The organism is Roseinatronobacter monicus (assembly GCF_006716865.1).
GTDB classification, from domain to species: domain Bacteria; phylum Pseudomonadota; class Alphaproteobacteria; order Rhodobacterales; family Rhodobacteraceae; genus Roseinatronobacter; species Roseinatronobacter monicus.
The window spans coordinates 1,660,958-1,681,202 of record NZ_VFPT01000001.1; the positions used below are offsets into that span (position 1 = coordinate 1,660,958).

The 20,245-nt window shown below is 58.9% G+C and carries 18 protein-coding genes; 3 read left to right on the forward strand and 15 right to left on the reverse strand.

The window, feature by feature from the left end; translation table 11 throughout:
• Positions 1 to 29: 29 nt before the first annotated feature.
• Genes scpB through BD293_RS07865 form a run of 3 tightly spaced genes read right to left on the reverse strand, consistent with a single transcriptional unit; the run spans position 30 to position 2,157 of the window.
• A complete protein-coding gene (scpB, locus tag BD293_RS07855) occupies positions 30 to 710 on the reverse strand; it encodes an SMC-Scp complex subunit ScpB (protein WP_142080627.1) in 681 nt (226 codons plus the stop codon).
• Positions 711 to 718: 8 nt separating this feature from the next.
• Complete coding sequence (locus BD293_RS07860; RefSeq protein ID WP_142080628.1) at positions 719 to 1,501, reverse strand: segregation and condensation protein A; 783 nt, start codon at positions 1,499 to 1,501, stop codon at positions 719 to 721.
• A 50-nt stretch (positions 1,502 to 1,551) separates the two neighbouring features.
• Positions 1,552 to 2,157, reverse strand: a complete 606-nt coding sequence (locus BD293_RS07865; protein ID WP_142080629.1) for a riboflavin synthase — start codon at positions 2,155 to 2,157, stop codon at positions 1,552 to 1,554.
• Positions 2,158 to 2,319: 162 nt separating this feature from the next.
• Here BD293_RS07865 and BD293_RS07870 point away from each other — a divergent pair, with 162 nt between their 5' ends.
• The 3 genes from BD293_RS07870 to BD293_RS07880 all read left to right on the forward strand — a co-directional run bounded on the left by BD293_RS07870 (position 2,320) and on the right by BD293_RS07880 (position 6,863).
• On the forward strand, positions 2,320 to 3,627 hold the full coding sequence (locus tag BD293_RS07870) for a capsule biosynthesis protein (protein WP_246086246.1): 1,308 nt from the start codon (positions 2,320 to 2,322) through the stop codon (positions 3,625 to 3,627).
• Between the two features lie 215 nt (positions 3,628 to 3,842).
• On the forward strand, positions 3,843 to 4,850 hold the full coding sequence (locus BD293_RS07875) for a polysaccharide biosynthesis/export family protein (RefSeq protein WP_246086247.1): 1,008 nt from the start codon (positions 3,843 to 3,845) through the stop codon (positions 4,848 to 4,850).
• A gap of 15 nt (positions 4,851 to 4,865) precedes the next feature.
• On the forward strand, positions 4,866 to 6,863 hold the full coding sequence (locus tag BD293_RS07880; RefSeq protein ID WP_142080631.1) for a capsular polysaccharide biosynthesis protein: 1,998 nt from the start codon (positions 4,866 to 4,868) through the stop codon (positions 6,861 to 6,863).
• A gap of 127 nt (positions 6,864 to 6,990) precedes the next feature.
• Here BD293_RS07880 and BD293_RS07885 read toward each other — a convergent pair whose 3' ends face one another.
• The 12 genes from BD293_RS07885 to nuoG form a co-directional block, all read right to left on the reverse strand.
• Complete coding sequence (locus BD293_RS07885) at positions 6,991 to 8,664, reverse strand: ribonuclease J (protein WP_142080632.1); 1,674 nt, start codon at positions 8,662 to 8,664, stop codon at positions 6,991 to 6,993.
• Positions 8,661 to 9,449 (reverse strand): type III pantothenate kinase, encoded by a 789-nt coding sequence (locus BD293_RS07890; RefSeq protein ID WP_142080633.1) that lies wholly within the window; start codon positions 9,447 to 9,449, stop codon positions 8,661 to 8,663. The genes BD293_RS07885 and BD293_RS07890 overlap by 4 nt, the downstream gene beginning before the upstream one ends.
• A gap of 16 nt (positions 9,450 to 9,465) precedes the next feature.
• Positions 9,466 to 10,212, reverse strand: coding sequence for a biotin--[acetyl-CoA-carboxylase] ligase (locus tag BD293_RS07895; RefSeq protein ID WP_142080634.1), 747 nt, complete (start codon positions 10,210 to 10,212; stop codon positions 9,466 to 9,468).
• Positions 10,202 to 11,641, reverse strand: coding sequence for an NADH-quinone oxidoreductase subunit NuoN (gene nuoN, locus BD293_RS07900; RefSeq protein ID WP_142080635.1), 1,440 nt, complete (start codon positions 11,639 to 11,641; stop codon positions 10,202 to 10,204). The genes BD293_RS07895 and nuoN overlap by 11 nt, the downstream gene beginning before the upstream one ends.
• An 11-nt stretch (positions 11,642 to 11,652) precedes the next feature.
• Positions 11,653 to 13,194 (reverse strand): NADH-quinone oxidoreductase subunit M, encoded by a 1,542-nt coding sequence (locus BD293_RS07905; RefSeq protein ID WP_142080636.1) that lies wholly within the window; start codon positions 13,192 to 13,194, stop codon positions 11,653 to 11,655.
• The gene (gene nuoL / locus BD293_RS07910) at positions 13,194 to 15,158 is read right to left on the reverse strand and encodes an NADH-quinone oxidoreductase subunit L (protein WP_142080637.1); all 1,965 of its coding nucleotides are present in this window, start codon (positions 15,156 to 15,158) and stop codon (positions 13,194 to 13,196) included. Before nuoL ends, BD293_RS07905 begins: the two co-directional genes overlap by 1 nt.
• 4 nt (positions 15,159 to 15,162) lie before the next feature.
• On the reverse strand, positions 15,163 to 15,468 hold the full coding sequence (gene nuoK, locus BD293_RS07915) for an NADH-quinone oxidoreductase subunit NuoK (protein ID WP_071468931.1): 306 nt from the start codon (positions 15,466 to 15,468) through the stop codon (positions 15,163 to 15,165).
• Positions 15,469 to 15,542: 74 nt separating this feature from the next.
• Entirely contained in the window at positions 15,543 to 16,160 is a 618-nt protein-coding gene (locus BD293_RS07920; RefSeq protein WP_142080638.1) for an NADH-quinone oxidoreductase subunit J, read from the reverse strand.
• 99 nt (positions 16,161 to 16,259) lie between these two features.
• Positions 16,260 to 16,751: an NADH-quinone oxidoreductase subunit NuoI gene (nuoI, locus tag BD293_RS07925; protein ID WP_142080639.1), complete on the reverse strand. Its 492-nt coding sequence runs from the start codon at positions 16,749 to 16,751 to the stop codon at positions 16,260 to 16,262.
• A 2-nt stretch (positions 16,752 to 16,753) separates the two neighbouring features.
• Positions 16,754 to 17,791, reverse strand: a complete 1,038-nt coding sequence (gene nuoH, locus BD293_RS07930; protein ID WP_142080640.1) for an NADH-quinone oxidoreductase subunit NuoH — start codon at positions 17,789 to 17,791, stop codon at positions 16,754 to 16,756.
• A gap of 15 nt (positions 17,792 to 17,806) precedes the next feature.
• A complete protein-coding gene (locus BD293_RS07935) occupies positions 17,807 to 18,220 on the reverse strand; it encodes a hypothetical protein (RefSeq protein ID WP_142080641.1) in 414 nt (137 codons plus the stop codon).
• A gap of 5 nt (positions 18,221 to 18,225) precedes the next feature.
• Complete coding sequence (gene nuoG / locus BD293_RS07940) at positions 18,226 to 20,244, reverse strand: NADH-quinone oxidoreductase subunit NuoG (protein ID WP_142080642.1); 2,019 nt, start codon at positions 20,242 to 20,244, stop codon at positions 18,226 to 18,228.
• Position 20,245: the final 1 nt, after the last annotated feature.

Sequence of the window (20,245 nt, forward strand, 5' to 3'; positions counted from 1 at the left end):
TAGCCCTACATTGGGCGGGCTACAAGGCGTCAGTCCTCGAACAGTTCAGACTGACCCTGTTCTGGCCCGTCCTCTGCCTCATCATCAGGCATCACTGACTGGCCCGGTGGCGGACGGCTGTCCAGAAGCCCCGCTTCGCGCAATTCTTTCAGCCCCGGCAAGTCACGCGCACTTTCCAGCCCGAAATGGTCAAGAAACTCATCCGTCACCACAAATGTCACCGGACGCCCCGGTGTCATCCGGCGGCGCCCAAGCCTGATCCATTCCAGTTCAAGCAACTGGTCTACAGTTCCACGCGACACGGCGACGCCGCGAATCTCCTCGATCTCGGCGCGGGTGACGGGCTGGTGATAGGCGATGATAGCAAGCGTCTCGATGGCCGCGCGCGAGAGTTTGCGCGTCTCGACCCGTTCTGTCTGCATCAGCCAGCCCAGATCTGGCGCGGTGCGCAGGGCATAGCGGTCGTCGATGCGCAGCAGATTGACACCACGCCCCATATAGCGCGACCGCAAATGCACCAGCGCTTCGGCCGGATCACAGCCCGGCGGCATACGTTCGGATATCTCGGACAGGGTCAGCGGTGACGCGCAGGCAAACAAGATCGCCTCGACCATGCGCTCTTGCTCGGCGATGGGGGGGGCAGAAAACAGGCTGGGGCTGTCTTCGGCGCTGCGGGGATTGTGCGCCTGTGCTTCGGTGTCATCTTCCATCTCGTGCCTCATTGCCCGGTCTTGCGCCGCAAATGCAGGGGCGCAAAAGTATCGGACTGTCGTAATTCGATCTGGCCCTGCTTGGCCAGTTCCAACGTCGCGGCAAACGTGGACGCAATCGCAGAGCGCTTGCGCGCAGGCGCGCCGCGCCAGCCTGCGGGCAGATATGCCTGAAGGCTGGTCCAGTCCCCTGCCCCCGGCACCATCTGCCGCAACCGTTCCAGTGCTGCCTCATATGGGTAGATGTCCGAGCGATCAAAGGCATAGGGCCGGAACTCATCGCGCGTGCGCAGTCTGGCATAGGCGCGCATCAGATCCAGTAGGCTGGCTTCGAACAATGTCTTACGATTGACGGCCAAGGCTTCGGGTGCACCGCGCGCGAAGAAATCGCGGCCTTTCTGGTCGCGCCCCATCAACCGGGCTGCCGCCTCTCGCATGGCTTGCAGGCGCTCCAACTGAAACGCCAGATGGGCTGCCAGCTCTGCGCCACTTGGCCCTTCTTCGGACGGGTCGGGTGGCAGCAACAGGCGCGATTTCAGATAGGCCAGCCACGCGGCCATGACCAGATAATCGGCGGCCAATTCAATGCGCAACGAGCGCGCGCGCTCTACAAAGCCCAGATATTGTTCCGCCAGATGCAGCACTGAGATGCGGCGCAGATCAACCTTTTGCGTGCGCGACAGCGTCAGCAGCAAATCAAGCGGACCTTCAAACCCGTCAACATCAACGATCAGCGCCTCGGCTTCTCGCCGGGCGATTACACTGTCGTCATTGTCGAATAGATCGGACATGATCTGCCTTGTTTTCAGCGATCATACGCCGCCGCCAAGTGTCATGTCCATCACGCACTCGCAACATGGCGTTCCCAGTCGCGCAGCCGCGCCACATAGCGTGCCAATGTGTCTATCTCCAGATTGATCCGGTCCCCCAAGGCAATGTCACCCCATGTTGTGACCTGCTTGGTATGCGGGATCAGATTGATGCCAAATTCAGCGCCGGACACCTCATTGACGGTTAGCGATGTACCATCGAGTGCCACAGACCCTTTTGGCGCGATGAATCCCGCCAGATGATCGGGTGCGCGAAACACCAGCCGCGTGCTGCCGCCCTCATCGGTCAGGGCAACCACCTCGGCCACGCCATCCACATGCCCCGAGACGATATGACCGCCCAACTCGTCACCGACCTTGAGGGCGCGTTCCAGATTGACGCGCTTGCCCAGCGTCCAGCCCCCCAGATTGGTTTTCGACACAGTCTCGGCCGAGACCTGCACCTCGTACCAGTCCGGCCCTTTTGCAACGACCGTCAGACACACCCCATCCGATGCAATTGATGCGCCCAGATCGACACTGGCCATATCATAGCCCGTGCCAATGCGCGCGCGCAGGTCGCCTTCCTGTTTCAAGGCACGGATTTCACCAATATCCGTAATGATCCCTGTGAACATCTCGGTTCCTTTCCCAAAACCTGCATCCCCGGCAGAGGTAACGCTGCCACAGCTTGATGACAAGCGCGCCATAAATCTACCGCATTTATTTAACATTGTGTCGCACAGAGCATCAAAGCGCGCCCAAACGGTCGCGCGGCGCTGCACCGACAAAAGTTGTAGATGAGTTGGAACGATTTCATGACCGATAGCGGCGAAAACAGACGGTTTCTGTTCCTGCAAGGGCCACATGGCTGGTTCTTCAACCGGCTGGCACAAGGATTGCGTGCCGCAGGCGCAGAAGTCTGGCGCGTCGGTTTCAATCAGGGGGATGCATTTTTCTGGCGCGACAAGGCGCATTACATCCCCTTTGACGCGACACAGGATCAATGGCCCAGCCGCATCCGTGACCTTATTGAGCACCACAAGATCACTGACATCGCCCTTTATGGCGATGTGCGCCCGGTTCATGCCGAAGCGGTCAAGGCCGCCCGCGACTTGGGGGTGACAATCCATATATTCGAGGAAGGGTATCTGCGCCCCTATTGGGTCACATATGAACGCGATGGCGCAAACGGCAATTCTGCGCTGATGAATATCGACCTGCCAGAAATGCGCAAGGCGCTGGAAAAATGCGATCTTGAACTGCCTGATCCGCCCGCACATTGGGGCGATATGCGCCAGCACATCTTTTATGGCGCGCTATATCATTTCTGTGTCATGGCCTTTAACCAGCGCTACCGGAATTTCCGCCCCCATCGTGACTTGTCGGTCAGTCAGGAATTTGGCCTGTACATGAAACGGTTGTGGCTGATGCCGCTGCATTGGGTCGAGCGGCACATCGAAAGCTGGCGAGTGCGCAACGGTGGCTTTCCCTATCATCTTGTTCTGCTTCAGCTTGAACATGACAGCAGCTTTCGCGCGCACAGCCCCTTCAAGTCGCAAACGCAATTTCTTGAAAAGGTCTTTTCGGGTTTCGCACGCGGCGCAGCACGGCACCACCATCTTGTAATCAAAGCACACCCCCTCGAAGATGGCCGCGCACCCCTGCGCGAAACCATCCGCCATCTGACCAAAACGCATGGGCTGGAAGGGCGCGTGCATTATCTGCGGGGCGGCAAACTTGCACGGCTTTTGAACCACGCGCGCTCTGGTGTGACGGTCAATTCTACTGCTGCACAACAGGTGCTGTGGCGCGGTATGCCCTTGCGGATTTTTGGCCGCGCGGTCTATGACAAGCCTGAATTTGTCTCGGATCAGTCGATCCGCGCATTTTTTGCGCAACCTAAGCGCCCCGATGCGCGTGCATATCGTGACTACCGCCATTTCCTGCTGGAAACGTCGCAAATCCCCGGTGGCTACTATTCGTTGGGTGGGCGACGCCAGTTGATGCGACATCTGGTAGATATGATGCTCGCTGCAGATGACCCCTACACCTCTCTGATCCGCGGAGAAGCGGCACCAAGGCAACAGTTGCGGATGGTCAGATAGGCGCTAACCCGTTTCACTGCTTGGCGTTTTCACGCGAACCCTGTATGTTAAATAAAAAAATCTGAGGCAAACCCCAAGAAGGAGCCCGAGCAGTGTTCGCAAAATCTTTTACCCTGGGCCGCAGGATGGCCCTGGTTACGGCTGTGATCGCAGTCGCTTCCTGCGCCGTTTCACGCGACGGACCCAGCAAACGAGAAATCTATGAAGGTTCTGTTATGCGCTCTGGCGATGCGCATATCATCATGGTTAACAAACGGGTCAGCGAGGCCGCAAATAAACCGCAGGCCTTGGGCTTCAGCCACGCCCTGCGCGCGGGCGCTCTCATGGGCGGCGATACGATCCGGCCCGGCGATGTGATCCGCTTGAATGTGTATGAAAATGTACCCGAAGGCCTGCTTGCGCAGTCCGGAACCAACAATGCCATCATCGAGGAAGTGCAGGTCGATGACGCGGGCTTCATCTTTGTGCCCTATGCGGGGCGCGTACGCGCTGCTGGCCACACCCCTGACGCTTTGCGCCGCATTCTGACGCAATCGCTGGACGAGCAAACTCCCGATCCTCAGGTAATGGTAACCCGCGCACCCGGTGATGGCGCGACTGTGTCTGTCGCAGGCGGCGTTGGCGCACAAGGCGTCTATCCCGTAACCCGTGCCAGCAACCGCCTCAGCTCCATGATCGCAACAGCGGGCGGCCTGAACATCCCACTGGAAACCGCACAAGTTTTGGTCACGCGTGGCAATCGGCAGGACTCGGCATGGTTGCAGGACATCTATTCCGATCCTTCGCTTGATATTGCCATGCGCGCAGGCGACCGGATTCTGCTGCGTCAGGATCAGCGGTCGTTCACTGTGCTCGGTGCGACAGGCAGCGCAGATCGAATGACCTTCGACACACGGCAGATTTCAGCTATTGATGCGATTGCCATGGTCGGCGGGCTTGACCCGCTGCGCGCAGACCCGAAAGGTGTCTTTATCTTCCGCGACGAAATTCCCGAAGTTGCGACTGAAATTCTGGGCATAGGTCAATTCGTAACGGATGTGCGCTTTGTCTATGTTCTGGACCTGACGGCCCCGACCGGAATGTTCAACGCACGCGACTTCAAGGTCCGTGACGGCGATACGATCTTCGTGACCGAGGCGTCATCAGCTGTCTGGGCACGTCAGATATCTTCGCTGACCGGCACACTCACAGCGGCTGGCGCAATCCGACGCGCTGCCGACTAAGGGTCTCGGTCTCACATGCCAAATCTTCCGCCAGAAAATCTTTACGCATATTCTGGCGGATTTCTTGGCCCCGGTCGGCAAGCGCGACGCATACGCCGCATCCTGTCACTGGCCGGACTTGCGATTCGCATCGGCTTTCCGGGCAAGGGTGACGGGGTTGCTGTCTGGGGCCATGCCAAACGTGCTGCACGCGGCGAATGGGTTGCCGCCCGCCGCGGCGCGCAACTCCTACGTCTGGAAGATGCCTTTTTGCGCTCGCTCTTTCCGGGCCGCTCGGGCGAGCCGACCCTTGGGCTGTTGATCGACGGCCAAGGCGCACATTATGATCCCGCCACCCCGTCCGATATCGAGACATTGCTGGCCACCAACCCGCTTGATGATCATGCGCTGCTGGAGCGCGCGCGCCTTGGCATGGCGCGGCTAAAGGCGCTTCAGCTTTCAAAATACGCCGCGCACGACCCGGATCTTTCCGCACCCCCGCCTGGCTATGTTCTGGTCGTCGATCAGGTGCGCGGCGACGCCTCACTCACGCAGGGCGGGCTGGATGGCCCGCTGTCGCCGCATCTGTTTCGTGATATGCTGGTTCAGGCGCAACTGGATTTTCCGGGCGCGCGTATCATTATCCGCACCCACCCTGAAACGCAGAATGGCCACAGGCAGGGCCATTTTACCCCCGCCGATGCAGCGGAAGATCACATCACGCTTCTGTCCGATCCCATCTCGCCTTGGGAATTGCTGGAAGGGGCATTGGCTGTTTACACAGTATCCTCTCAGCTTGGGTTTGAGGCGATTTTCGCGGGCCATAAACCGCGCGTTTTTGGCCTGCCGTTTTATGCCGGCTGGGGGCTAACCCTCGATCAGACCCCTCATCCCCGCCGCCGACGCAAACTGACCCGCGCACAGCTTTTCGCAGGGGCCATGCTGCTCTATCCGACATGGTATGATCCCTGCCGTGACCGGCTGTGCACATTCGAGGACGCGCTCGATCATCTGGAGGCGCAGACCCGCGCCTGGCGTGAAGATCGCCACGGATATATCGCGCTGAACATGCGGCTTTGGAAGCGCGCGCATCTGCGGGCTTTCTTCGGGCGCTGGAAAAAGCTGCGTTTCGCAAAGACGCCGTGCACACAACAGCCTGTGCTGGTCTGGGGCATGGCAGATGGGCCAGCGCATGCAATCCGCATCGAGGATGGCTTTTTGCGCTCGCGCGGGCTCGGGGCAGATCTTACCCCACCGCTGTCATTGGTCGCCGATGATCTGGGTATCTATTACGATCCGACAACCCACTCACGGTTTGAAGCGCTCATAGCGGCGCCCCTTCCGCCCGGCGGCGAGGCGCGCGCCACCGCACTTGTGGAACGCATCCGCGCGCAGAGGCTCAGCAAATACAACCTCGACCATGCGCTGCCAGACCTGCCGCAAGGGCACCGCATCCTTGTCCCCGGTCAGGTCGAAGATGATGCCTCCATCCGGCTGGGTGCCGGGACAATCCGTACCAATCTCGCCCTTCTGGCCGAGACGCGCCGCCGCAACCCGGACGCGCAGATCCTCTACAAACCCCATCCCGACGTCGAGGCAGGCCTGCGCCCCGGCGCGATCCCCCCCTCAGAGGCCCTGCGCCATGCCGATCTGGTTCTGGAACAGGCTGATCCCGCCCAACTGCTCGCGCATGTCGACGCAGTTTGGACGATGACCTCAACCATGGGATTCGAGGCGCTTTTGCGAGAGGTGCCTGTCACAACGTTTGGCGCGCCCTTCTATGCAGGTTGGGGCCTGACCTGTGACTTGGGCGCGGTGCCCGCGCGCCGCACGGCCCGCCCCAGTCTTGCCGCCCTCGCACATGCGGCGCTCATCGCCTATCCGCGCTATTTCGACCCCGTCTCGCGCCTGCCCTGCCCGCCAGAGGTCGCAGTCGAGCGCCTTTCAGATCACAGTTCTTCGCGCCCCCCAAGCTTGCGCCTGCTGGCAAAACTTCAAGGGCTGTTTGCAAGCTATGCCCCGCTCTGGCGCTAGGCACGCATTTTCTTGCGTCAAATACTCATCTTCGGGGGGAATGCAGCGCCAAGCTGCATGGGGGGGGCGAAAGCCCCCCACTTCTGACAATAGACTTGGCCGAAGGCCACATTCAGATCAGATGCGCTCAGTCGTTCAGCAGCCGGCTGACCACAATCGTGACCTCGGGCTTTTTGCCGATCTCTTCCATCACCACCTGACGCACGACGCGCCGCAACCCGTCATTCAGCTTGTCGTCATCCGCCAGAACCTTGTGGCTCGCGCGCGAGACAAACTCTTCCAGCGCGCTCTCGATCACTTCATTCAGCATCTGCCCGCCGCGCGCTTCTGTGCGCAGGCCTGCGATCTCGGCCCAAGGTGCGCCAAGCGCCTCATTCTCTTCATCCAGAATAAGAGTGACAAACACATGCCCGCCGATGGCCATCCGAATCCGGTCGCGGATAATTCCGTCCATCGCACCAATCAAACGGCTGCCATCCAGATAGATACGGCCTGTCGGCACTTCATCAACCAATCCCGGCACATCGCCGGTCAGGTCCAGAACCGAACCGTTGGGCACGACAACAGACTGCATCCCGCTCGAAAGCGCAAGTTTGGCATGTTCGTGCATCATGCGATGCTCGCCATGCATAGGGATCATCACCTTGGGCGCAATCAGATCATGCATTGCCACCAGATCAGGCCGGTTGGCATGGCCCGATACATGGTACAGCCGTGCAGAATTATCGAGGACATCTACCCCCATCTGCGACAGCGCGTTGACCACACGCCCGACTTCGCGCTCGTTTCCCGGAATCGTCATGGAGGAGAACAGGAATGTATCCCCTTCCTTCATGCTCAACCCCATGTAATTGCCACGTGCCAACTGGCTGGAAGCCGCGCGGCGTTCGCCTTGCGATCCGGTGACGATCAGTAGCAGGTTTTCACGCGGGATGGATTTTGCTTCTTCCGGGCTGATGGTGTTCGGGAAATCCGTCAGAATGCCCGCCTCTCTGGCCACTTGCGTCATGCGCAGCATTGCGCGGCCCATCAGGCAGACAGAGCGTCCCGCCTCTTGTGCGGCCACTGCCAGTGTTTTCAGCCGCGCCACGTTTGACGCGAATGTCGTGGCCACGACCATACCCTTGGCGTCGCGCATCAGATCTGCAATCGGGCCATTCAGCGTGGCCTCGGACCGGCCTTCATGCAGGTTCATCACATTGGTGCTGTCACAAAACAGCGCCTTGACCCCTGTACGGCCGATTTCCGCCAACAATGCAGGGTCATGCGGCTCGCCCACACCGGGTGTTTCATCGGCTTTGAAATCGCCCGAATGCACGATCCGCCCTTCTGGCGTGTCGATGATCAGGCCAGAGGCTTCGGGCAGCGAATGCGCCACAGGGAAGAACTGCACCCGGAAGGGGCCCAACTCCAGCGCCTCGGGGGCTTTGCCCACGGTGATGACCTGCTTGGGGTCTTGGCCTGCATCCTGCATCTTCAGACGCGCAATCCGTGCCGTGAAATCACGCGCATAGACCGGCACCTGCAACTTGTCCCAAAGCAGGCCAACAGCACCGACATGATCTTCATGTGCGTGGGTGATGATGATCGCTTCCAGACGGTCGCGGCGTTCTTCCAGCCACGAGATGTCCGGCAGGATCAGATCAACGCCGGGGCTGGAATCCATATCTGCAAAGGTAACACCCAGATCCACCAAGATCAGACGCTCGCGCCCTTTGGGGCCATAGCCGAACACATAGGCGTTCATGCCCACCTCGCCTGCCCCCCCAAGGGGAAGGTAGATCAGTCTGTCTTTGCTCATGGTCGCTCCTCGCTACCGTTTATCTTGTTATATGCGTGAATGACGCGAAGGCCATGCAATGTCAGATCATCCTCGACCCTGTCAAACAGGGTTTCGGCTTGCGCGAATAACGGCGCCAACCCGCCTGTGCCGACCACCGTCATCGGTCTGCCATACTCGGCCTTGATCCGCGCAGTTATGCCCTCGATCAGTCCGATATAGCCCCAAAACACGCCCGACTGTATACATTCAACCGTATTCGTGCCAATCACCTTGTCAGGACGCGAAATATCGACATGCGGCAGGGCCGCGGCCCCCTGATGCAGCGCCTCAAGGCTCAGGTTCACGCCCGGTGCGATCACCCCGCCCACATAAGCCCCGTCATGGGCCACCACATCGAAATTCGTGGCGGTGCCAAAATCCACCACCACCACATCGCCGCCAAAGCGTTCAAACGCGCCTGCCGCATTTGCCAGCCGGTCGGGACCGGGCCTAACCCCGTCATCCACGCGCGGTGCCACAGGCAACAGGCATTCAGGCTTGCCGACCACTAAGGGGCGGCAATTGAAATAACGGTCACACAACACCCGCAGGTTGAAAACCACCCGCGGCACAGTCGAGGCGATGATGACATCGCTGATGTCCAACTCGACCCCCTTGATCCGCATCAATGTGGACAGCCACACAAAATACTGATCCGCCGTGCGCATATGCTCGGTCGAGGTGCGCCATGTGGCCAGAACCTGCGCCCCGTCCCAGACAGAAAACACCGTATTGGTATTGCCGCAATCAATAGTCAGAAGCATACGCCTGCCCCCCCGATCATGAGAAATAGACTTCTGCCGCAGGAATGGCACGCAGGCCATGTGTCATGCGCAGCACAAGGGCACCGGTTGCATCGATCCCCTCGAACGTGCCTTCATGCGTTTCAGTCACTGTTCGCGCGACAATCGGCTGGCCCAAACGCGCCGCGCGGGTCAGCCACGCCTGCCGGATGGGCGCAAAGCCATAGGTCACCAACTGATGGTCCCAGCGCGCATAGGCAGGTGCCAGAATGTCCAGAAATTCCTCTGGCGAAGCGCAGATACCTGTCTCGGACATCACGCTGACAGGGGAAACCGCGCCCGCCTCGCCCTCGGGGGCGTGTTGCAGGTTGACGCCGATTCCGATGGCAAGATGGCCGACCTGCGCACCGTGACCAATGCTTTCCAGCAAGATACCTGCCAGCTTGCCGCCATTCAGCAGCACATCATTGGGCCATTTCAGCGCAAAACTCTCTGGCCGTCCGGTCAGTGTCAGAAGCGCCTCGTGCAGCGCAAGCGCGGCCACAAAGGACCGCAGCGCCACCTGATCGGGCGGGCCACCGGGACGGGTGATATAGGTTGCGGCAAAATTGCCTTCCGGGTCGCGCCAGTCGCGCCCACGCCGCCCGCGCCCTTTAGTCTGGCGCAGGGCCAGAATCCAAGTCGGGCCAGACAGGCTGGGTGCGATGCGCGCGGCCTCGGCATTGGTGCTGTCGATTTCGGGCAGAACAATCCGCCCGACGCCTTCGGGCCAGTTACTTGACAAGAGCGTTTGCCGCCAGCGCGGCCGCACCCTCGATCCCGAACAGGTTAATCACCCCAAGCACCATAATCGCCGCCGAAGCCACCAGAAGCGTGGCCTGCACAGGTGCGCGCACGGTGTCCATCGGCTCCACTTCCTCGCCGAAATACATGTAATAGACGATGCGCAGGTAATAGAACGCGCCGATGACCGACGCCACGACACCTGCCACGGCCAACCATGTCATGCCCGCCTCGACCGCTGCCCACAGCACATAGAATTTGCCGAAGAAGCCGACCAATGGCGGCACGCCCGCAAGGCTGAACATCAGCACCAGCAGTGCCAATGCGCGCAACGGCTCGGCCTTTGAGTACTGGCGCAGGCTGTCGATATCAGCCACAGGTTTTCCATCGCGCGACATGATCAGAATAAAGGCGAACACCCCGATATTCATGGTCACATAGATCGCCATATAGACCAGCATCCCCTGCACACCCTGCGCCGTACCCGCCGCAAGGCCCACAAGCGCAAAGCCCATATGCGTGATAGAGGAATACGCCATCAGCCGCTTGATATCACGCTGACCAATTGCAGCGATTGCCCCCACAAACATGGATGCGACCGCCAGAAACGCGATAATCTGCGTCCAGTCGCCGGGCACCACCCCAAAGGCATCGTGCACCACACGCGCGATCAGCGCAATCGCCGCAACCTTCGGGGCGGTTGCAAAGAACGCGGTCACGGGCGTTGGCGCGCCTTCATACACATCGGGTGTCCACATGTGGAACGGCACTGCCGACACTTTGAACGCCAGCCCCGCCAGCATAAAGGCCAGCCCCATCAGCAGGCCAATCGACATGCCATCTTCCGAAATGGTCGTGATGATGCCCGCAAACAGCGTTGTCCCCGAATAGCCATAGGTCAGCGACGCGCCATAAAGCAGCAAGCCAGAGGCCAAAGCGCCAAGGATAAAGTATTTCAAACCCGCCTCGGTCGAGCGCAGCGAGTCGCGGTTCATCGTGGCGACGACATAGAGCGCAAGCGATTGCAGCTCTAACCCCATATAAAGTGCGATCAGATCCCCGGAGGAGACCATCAGCATCATGCCCACAACTGACAAGGCAATCAGGATGGGATACTCGAATTTCAGCAAGCCCCGCGCGGCCATATAGCTTTGGCCCATGACCATCACGACCGCAGCCGAGAACAGGATCAGCATTTTCGAGAAATGCGCGAAGGCGTCGGCAATATACATGCCGTTGAAGGCGGTTTGCGCTTCCAGTCCCTTGGAACCGGCAAGCAGGCCCAGCAACACCATCAGCCCCGCAGTTGCCCATAGGATTGGCTCTACCAGCTTGTCCTTGCCGCCATAGACACCCACCATCAGCGCCGCCATGGCAAACAATGCCAGCACGATTTCGGGCAGCGCCGTATAGAGATCAGCTCCGATCATCGCGAGACCTTTCAGTTCTGTACATGCTGAGATGCGGCCTCATGGACCTGCAACGCCAGCGTATGCCCGTCGACCATCGCAGTGACCGAGGGGCCTATGATATCTGTGACAAGGGCGGGATACACCCCAAGGAGCAGCGTCATCGCAACAAGCGGCCCGATCAGCAGCTTTTCGCGGCGGTCCATATCCTTGATGCCTTTCAGCGATTCCTTGATCAACTCGCCCATGACGACACGGCGGAACAACCACAGCGCATAGCCCGCCGACAGGATCACACCGGTCGCCGCAAACAGCGCCACCCAAGTATTGACCTGAAACACACCCATGAAGGTCAGGAATTCGCCAACAAAGCCAGATGTGCCCGGAAGGCCGACATTCGCCATGGTGAACAGCAAGAACACCGCCGCATAAACCGGCATACGGTTGATCAACCCGCCATAGGCCGCAATTTCGCGCGTGTGCATCCGGTCATAGATCACGCCCACCGCGAGAAACAGCGCCCCCGAGATGAAGCCGTGGCTGATCATCTGGAAAATCGCGCCATCCAGACCCTGCTGGTTGGCCGCAAAGATGCCCATAGTCACAAAGCCCATATGCGCGACCGAAGAATAGGCGATCAGCTTCTTCATGTCGTCCTGCATCAGCGCCACCAACGATGTGTAGACGATGGCAATCGCCGACAGCCACAGCACCAAAGGCGCAAAGATGTCAGAGGCCACCGGAAACATTGGCAGAGAGAAGCGCAAGAACCCGTAGCCGCCCATTTTCAGCAGCACTGCCGCCAGAATGACCGAGCCTGCCGTGGGGGCCTGAACGTGGGCATCCGGCAGCCATGTATGCACCGGCCACATCGGCATCTTCACAGCGAAGGACGCAAAGAACGCCAGCCACAACAGTGTTTGCAGCCCCCCGATCACCTGCCAGCCAGCAAGGCTGAACGTCTCGGTGCTGAACTGGTGCTGAAGCAGTGTCGGAATATCTGTTGTGCCCGCATCTACATACATTGCGATCATCGCGATCAGCATCAGCACGGAACCAAGGAACGTATAGAGGAAGAACTTGAACGCGGCATAGATGCGCTCCTTGCCGCCCCAGATGCCAATGATAAGGAACATCGGGATCAGGCCCGCCTCGAAGAACAGATAGAACAGCACCAGATCGAGCGCGGTGAACACGCCGATCATCAGCGTTTCCAGCAGCAGAAACGCGATCATGTATTCCTTGACCCGGTGCTTCACATTCCAGCACGCGCCAATGGTGATGGGCATAAGGAATGTAGTCAGCATCACGAACAGGATCGAGATGCCATCCACCCCCATCTTGTAGGTGAAGCCCATGACCCAGTCATGTTCTTCGACAAACTGAAAACCGGTATCTTGCGGGTCAAACCCGACCAGCAAAATAAGCGAGGCCGCAAACGTCGCCAATGTCGCGGCAAGTGCGACCCATTTGGCATTGTTCTGGGCTGCTTCATCTTCGCCACGCAGAAAGATCGCCAGAATGGCCGCAGCAATCGCCGGGGTAAAGGTGATGATGGACAGCAGGTTCAGCATCAGTTTGCCCCCCCTGTCAGTGTGACAAAGGTGACAATCACGACAATCCCCAGAACCATTGCAAACGCATAATGAAACACAAAGCCGGATTGTGCCCGACCGGCCAGTTTGGTGATGAAAGGAACAATCCCCATCGCCAGCCCGTTAATGCCGCCATCAATCACCGCACCATCGCCTTTTTTCCACAGGAACCGCCCCATGAATTTCGTTGGGCGCACAAACAGGAATTCGTAAACCTCATCGAAATACCATTTGTTCAGCAAGAACTGATAGGCACCGGGGAATGTCTCGGCCAGGCGCTTGGGCAGCGACGTGTCGCGGATGTAGAACATATAAGCCAGTCCCAGACCCAGCAGCATGGCGATGAAGGGCGACACCTTGACCCAGCCCGGCACATAATGCGCCTCCGAGATAAGGTCGTTGCCTTCGGCCATGAAAATCGCAGCGCCGAAGTAGTCGCGCACCTGATCGGTGGACCCGAAGAACGGACCATAGAACACCATGCCCGCCAGAACCGAACCTACTGCCAGTACCGCCAGCGGCACCAGCATGACAGTCGGGCTTTCATGGGCATGTTCATGTGTGTGCTTGTCACCGCGCGGGCTGCCCCAGAATGTCAGGAACATCAGCCGCCAGCTATAGAAACTGGTCATCAGCGCTGCGGCCACCAACGCCCAGAACGCATAGCCTGCGCCCGCAGCAAAAGTCGACTCGATGATCGCATCCTTGGACACGAACCCCGCAAAGCCGATCATGGTCAGCGGAATGCCCACCCCGGTGATCGCAAGTGTGCCGATCAGCATGGCGTAGAACGTATAGGGCATCTTGTGCCGCAACCCGCCATAATTGCGCATGTCCTGTTCATGGTGCATCCCGTGGATCACGGACCCTGCCCCAAGAAACAGCATCGCCTTGAAGAAGGCATGGGTCAGCAGGTGGAACATGGCCACCGAATAGACGCCCACACCTGCCGCGACGAACATGAAACCCAGTTGCGAACAGGTCGAATAGGCGATCACGCGCTTGATGTCGTTTTGCACAAGGCCAACAGTTGCTGCGAACAGCGCAGTCATTGCCCCGATGAACACCACAAACGCCATAACCTCGGGCGTGTATTCCATCAGTGGCGACATGCGCGCGACAAGGAATACGCCCGCCGTGACCATCGTTGCCGCATGGATCAGCGCGGACACAGGTGTCGGCCCTTCCATCGCGTCGGGCAACCATGTGTGCAGGAACAGTTGTGCCGATTTGCCCATCGCCCCTACAAACAGCAAAAACGCGATCAGGTTGGCTGCGTTCCAGTCTGTCCACAGGAAGCTGACAGTGGTTTCGGCCAGCATCGGCGCTGCGGCAAACAGATCATCATACTGGATCGAGTCGACCAGAAAATAGATCACCATCAGCGCAAGGATCAGCCCCATATCGCCCACACGGTTGACGATAAACGCTTTCATCGCCGCCGCACCGGCGCTTTGCTTGCGGAAATAGAACCCGATCAACAGGTAAGAGGCCAGCCCAACCCCTTCCCAGCCGAAGAACAGTTGCACCAGATTATCTGCTGTGACCAGCATCAGCATGGCAAAGGTAAACAGGGACAAATACGCGAAAAAACGGGGCCGATAGCTTTCATTCTCGCGGAAATTATCGTCATGCGCCATGTAGCCAAAGCTGTACAGATGCACGAGCGCCGAGACTGTGGTGATGACAATCAACATCACTGCCGTCAGACGGTCCAGACGGATCGCCCAGTCGCCGACAAGCGAGCCGCTGTCGATCCAGCGCATCAGAGTGATCTGCTGGACAGACCCGTCATGCGTCAGGAAGATAACCCATGACAAGAGCGCCGACAGCATCAGAAGCGCGGTGGCGATGATCTGGGCCGGACGTTCGCCAATCACGCGCCAGAACAGACCTGCGATGATCGCGCCCAGCAACGGGGCCAGAAGGACAGTTACAGCCATCTGTTCAGCCTTTCATCACATTGACGTCTTCGACATCGATCGTGCCGCGATTGCGGAAGAAGCACACCAGAATTGCCAACCCGATGGCCGCCTCAGCAGCCGCCACGGTCAGCACGAACATGGTAAAGACTTGCCCCACCAGATCATTCAGGAAAGAGGAGAAGGCGACCAGATTGATATTCACCGACAGCAGCATCAACTCGATCGACATCAGGATGATGATGATATTCTTGCGGTTCAGGAATATCCCGAAAATGCCGATGACGAATAGTGCCGCCGCCACGGTCAGGTAATGTTCAAGTCCAACCATCAAGATCCCTCGTTCTTCCGTTTTTGCGGGGTCGCTTCCGGACCCTCGTTCTTATTCAGTGCAGGTTGCAGGGCTTAGCCCAGCCCCTGCCCTGACTTGACGTCCTTCAGCTCCATCGCCTTGGCCGGGTCACGGTGCATCTGCGCCACGACGTCCTGACGCTTCACATCCTTGCGGTGGCGCAGGGTCAGCACAATCGCGCCAATCATGGCCACCAGCAGGATCAAGCCAGACACCTGAAACAGCAGGAAATACTGGTCATAAATGATCATGCCCAAGGCTTTGGTGTTGTGCGTCTCGGCCAGATCGGGCGTCGGGGCCTGACGCAGGTCGCGTGCGCCCTCTGCCTCTTGCCAAGACCCGAACAGCAGCGCCATCTGCATCAACAAGACAATGCCAACAATGCTTGCAATCGGGAAATGGCGCGCCATTTCCCCCTTGAGTGCAGCAAAATCGACGTCGAGCATCATCACGACAAACAGGAACAGAACCGCAACAGCGCCGACATAGACGATGATCAGCAGCATGGCGATGAATTCCGCGCCCAGCAGGACGAACAAGCCCGCGGCTGACAGAAAGGTCAAAATCAGCCACAGCACAGAATGCACCGGGTTGCGCGAAATCGTGACGAGAAATCCAGCGCCAAGCAGCGTCACCGCAAACGCGTAGAATGTGATATCGGTAATCCCCATGTCCCTCGGGTTCCCTTTTGTCGTGTCAGACGCGCTGGCGCGCGCCCGGTGTTCAGTCTTGCGCCATTCAGTGCCGGTGTCTTCCGGCACGCTTTAGGCTTATCTGTAGGGCGCGTCGATCTCTAGATTGCGCGCAATCTGCGCTTCCCAGCGGTCGCCGTTTTCCAGCAGCTTGGCCTTGTCGTAGAACAGTTCTTCGCGTGTCTCGGTCGCAAATTCAAAATTCGGCCCTTCAACGATGGCATCCACAGGGCAGGCTTCCTGACAAAACCCGCAATAGATGCATTTCGTCATGTCGATATCGTAGCGCGTGGTGCGGCGCGAGCCGTCATCGCGCGGCTCTGCATCAATGGTGATCGCCTGAGCCGGGCAGACGGCTTCGCACAATTTGCAGGCAATGCAGCGTTCCTCGCCATTCGGATAACGGCGCAACGCGTGCTCGCCCCGAAAGCGGGGGCTGAGGGGCCCTTTTTCATGCGGATAGTTCAGCGTCGGTTTCGGCGCGACAAAATACTTCACGCCCAAGCCGAAGCCACGGATGAAATCGGTCATCAGCGTGTATTTGATCGCGCGGTTCCAGTCAAAACCCATGACTACCCTCCAATCGCCCAGCGGGCCCAGAAGCCGCCAAGCACTTCGAATTTCGCAAGGAATGCCACCAACACGACCCAAGCCAGCGAGAATGGCAGAAACACTTTCCAGCCAATCCGCATCAGTTGGTCATAGCGGTAGCGCGGCACAATCGCTTTCACCATGGCGAACATGAAGAAGAAAAACGACATCTTCAGGAACATCCAGTGGAACCCGTCGGGCAGCCCCGGAATGGGCGACAACCACCCACCGAAAAACAGCAACGACAGCAGCGCGCACATCAGGAAGATGGCAATATACTCGCCCGCCATGAACAGCAGATACGGGGTGGAGCCGTATTCGACCATGAACCCCGCCACAAGTTCCGATTCCGCCTCTGGCAGATCGAAGGGCGGGCGGTTGGTTTCGGCCAATGCGCTGACAAAGAAAAGCACCACCATCGGCAGATGCGGCAGCCAGTACCAGCCCAGCAGGCCATAGCCTGTGTCTTGCGCGGCGACGATCGCGCCAAAGTTCATGCTGCCGGTCGAAATGATGACCCCGATAATAATCAGGCCAAGCGACACTTCATAAGAAATCATCTGCGCGGCAGACCGCAATGACCCAAGGAAGGCATATTTCGAGTTTGACGCCCAGCCGCCCATAATGACGCCGTAAACTTCAAGGCTGGCAATCGCAAAGACGAACAGGATCGCCACATTGATGTCAGCCAGCACCCAGCCATCATTGAACGGAATCACCGCCCACGCCAGCATCGCCAAAACAAAACTCAGCAGCGGGGCCAGAAAATAGACGGGCCGGTCCACACCTGCCGGAATCACCACTTCCTTGACGACGAATTTGATCGCATCGGCAAAGGTTTGCAGCAGCCCCCATGGCCCGACAACATTCGGCCCGCGACGCATCTGCACAGCCGCCCAGACCTTGCGGTCAGCATAGACCAGAAAGATCAGGCTGATCATGACGAAACCAACCACCAACATCGATTGCGCCGCAATCAACACGGTGATTCCCAGTCCGGTTTGCAGAAACTCTGTCATTCGTCCCTCAATTCCTCACACCGTGGGGATGCCTTGTTCCCGACAATCATCCACGATCACTTCGGCGTCCAGATTGCGCCGACCTGCCGGAAGATCGGGTGAAATGACAAAACCGCCATCCCCTTCCCATATTTCCCCCGAACGGCGCACATTCGTCCGCACGTGCTGCGCAAAACTATAGCCGCGGATTACCGTATATTGCGCCGCAGCACAACGCGCATAGGCCACCACATCTGATCGATCTCGCGCACCGCGCATACGTACAATGAAACTGACCGTTGACGCATCGAGCAGTTGCGTTTCAATGCCCATATACTCCGCCCGGTCCGGCGGCGACAGTGCCGCGCGTGCCGCTGTCCGTTCGCCACAGCCCATCAACCCACCAGAGGCAAGCAGGACCAGACCAAACAGAGGAAGGGCGCGCGCCATATGTCCTACTCTGCCGCCAAGGGCGCTTGCTGGCGCTGCTTCGCCATTGCAGACAATTCTGCCATCAGGCTGGACGCGCGTGCAATCGGGTTGGTCAGGTAGAAATCTGTCACCACATTGCGGAAATCAGCCTTGCCAAGAGGGGCGGCGGCAAGCGGCACCCATGTATTTTCAGGCACGATGTCGATATCGCCCAGATGCGGATATGCCGCTGTCAGGTGCTTGCGCAGCGCCGTCACATTATCGAAAGGCAGTGTCGCGCCCATTTCGCCAGAGAGTGCGCGCAAAATGGCCCAGTTTTCCTTCGCCTCGCCCGGCGCAAACCCGGCGCGCAATGCCAGTTGCGGGCGACCCTCGGTGTTGACGAAAATTCCGGGTTCTTCCGTATAGGCTGCGCCCGGCAGGATAATGTCGGCGCGGTGCGCGCCCCTGTCGCCGTGGCTGCCCTGATAAATCACGAATGCGCCCGGTGCGATGTCGATTTCATCTGCGCCCAGATTGTAAATCACCTCTGCGCCCTCGGTCGCAGAGGTGATTCCGCCCTCGGATGTGCAGCCGATATCCATTGCCCCGACGCGGGCAGCCGCTGTGTGCAGCACCAGCAGTTTGGCATTTGATTTCTCGCAGATCGCCTGAACTGTGGCCAATACGGCTGCGCCATCCGCCTCGATCAGCGCGCCCTGCCCGACGATCACAATGCAATTCTTGTCTTGCACCTGCGACATGTCGAGATCGGCCATATGTGCCAGCGCCGCGCGGTCGGTTCCCATATGCTCGTACTCATAGGTCAGATCAGCGGCAGCACCCACGAGGGTGACATCCGCCCCATTCAGCCACGCCTTGCGAATGCGCGCATTGAGCACAGGCGCTTCGCTGCGTGGATTGGTGCCCACGAGAAGTATTTTATCGGCAAAATCAATATCTTCAATCGCCGCCGTGCCGACATAGCCCGCGCGGTTGCCCGCAGGCAGTTTGGCACCATCGGTGCGGCATTCGACCACGCCGCCCTGCCCCTCGATCAGCAGTTTCAGCGCATAGGCCGCCTCGGTCGAGACAAGATCGCCCACAAGTCCGGTGACCTTCTTGCCCTTCATCGCAGCGCCCACAGCCGTCAACGCCTCGCCCCAGCTTGCAGGACGCAGCTTGCCGTTTTCGCGGATATAGGGCCGGTCAAGGCGCTGACGCTTCAACCCGTCCCAAACATAGCGCGACTTGTCCGACAGCCATTCTTCATTCACACCGTCATGGTTACGCGGCAGAATGCGCATGACTTCGCGGCCCTTGGTATCGACCCGGATGTTGGAACCAAGCGCGTCCATCACGTCAATTGTTTCATGCTTGGTCAATTCCCAAGGGCGCGCGGTAAAGCTGTAGGGCTTGGACACCAGCGCGCCGACAGGGCACAGATCCACGATATTGCCCACCATTTCAGACTCGATCAGCGCACCCAGATAAGTGGTAATCTCGGCATCCTCGCCGCGTCCGGTTTGGCCCATAACCGTCTGGCCCGCCACTTCGGTGGTGAAGCGCACGCACCGTGTGCAGGAAATGCAGCGAGTCATATGCGTCTCGACCAAGGGGCCAAGTTGCAAATCCTCGACCGCGCGTTTGGGTTCGCGGAAGCGCGAGAAATCGACACCGTAAACCATCGCCTGATCCTGCAAATCGCACTCGCCGCCCTGATCGCAGATCGGGCAATCCAGCGGGTGGTTGATGAGCAGGAATTCCATCACCCCTTCGCGAGCCTTCTTGACCATCGGCGAATTGGTTTTGATGACGGGCGGCGCGCCTTCGGGGCCGGGGCGCAGGTCTTTGACCTGCATCGCACAGCTTGCCGCGGGCTTGGGTGGTCCGCCGACAACTTCGACCAGACACATGCGACAGTTGCCCGCAATGGACAGCCGCTCATGATAGCAAAAGCGCGGAATCTCGATACCCGCTTCTTCGCATGCCTGAATCAGTGTCATCTCTGGCGGTACTTCAACGTCCTTGCCGTCAATGATGATCTTACGCAACTTGGACATA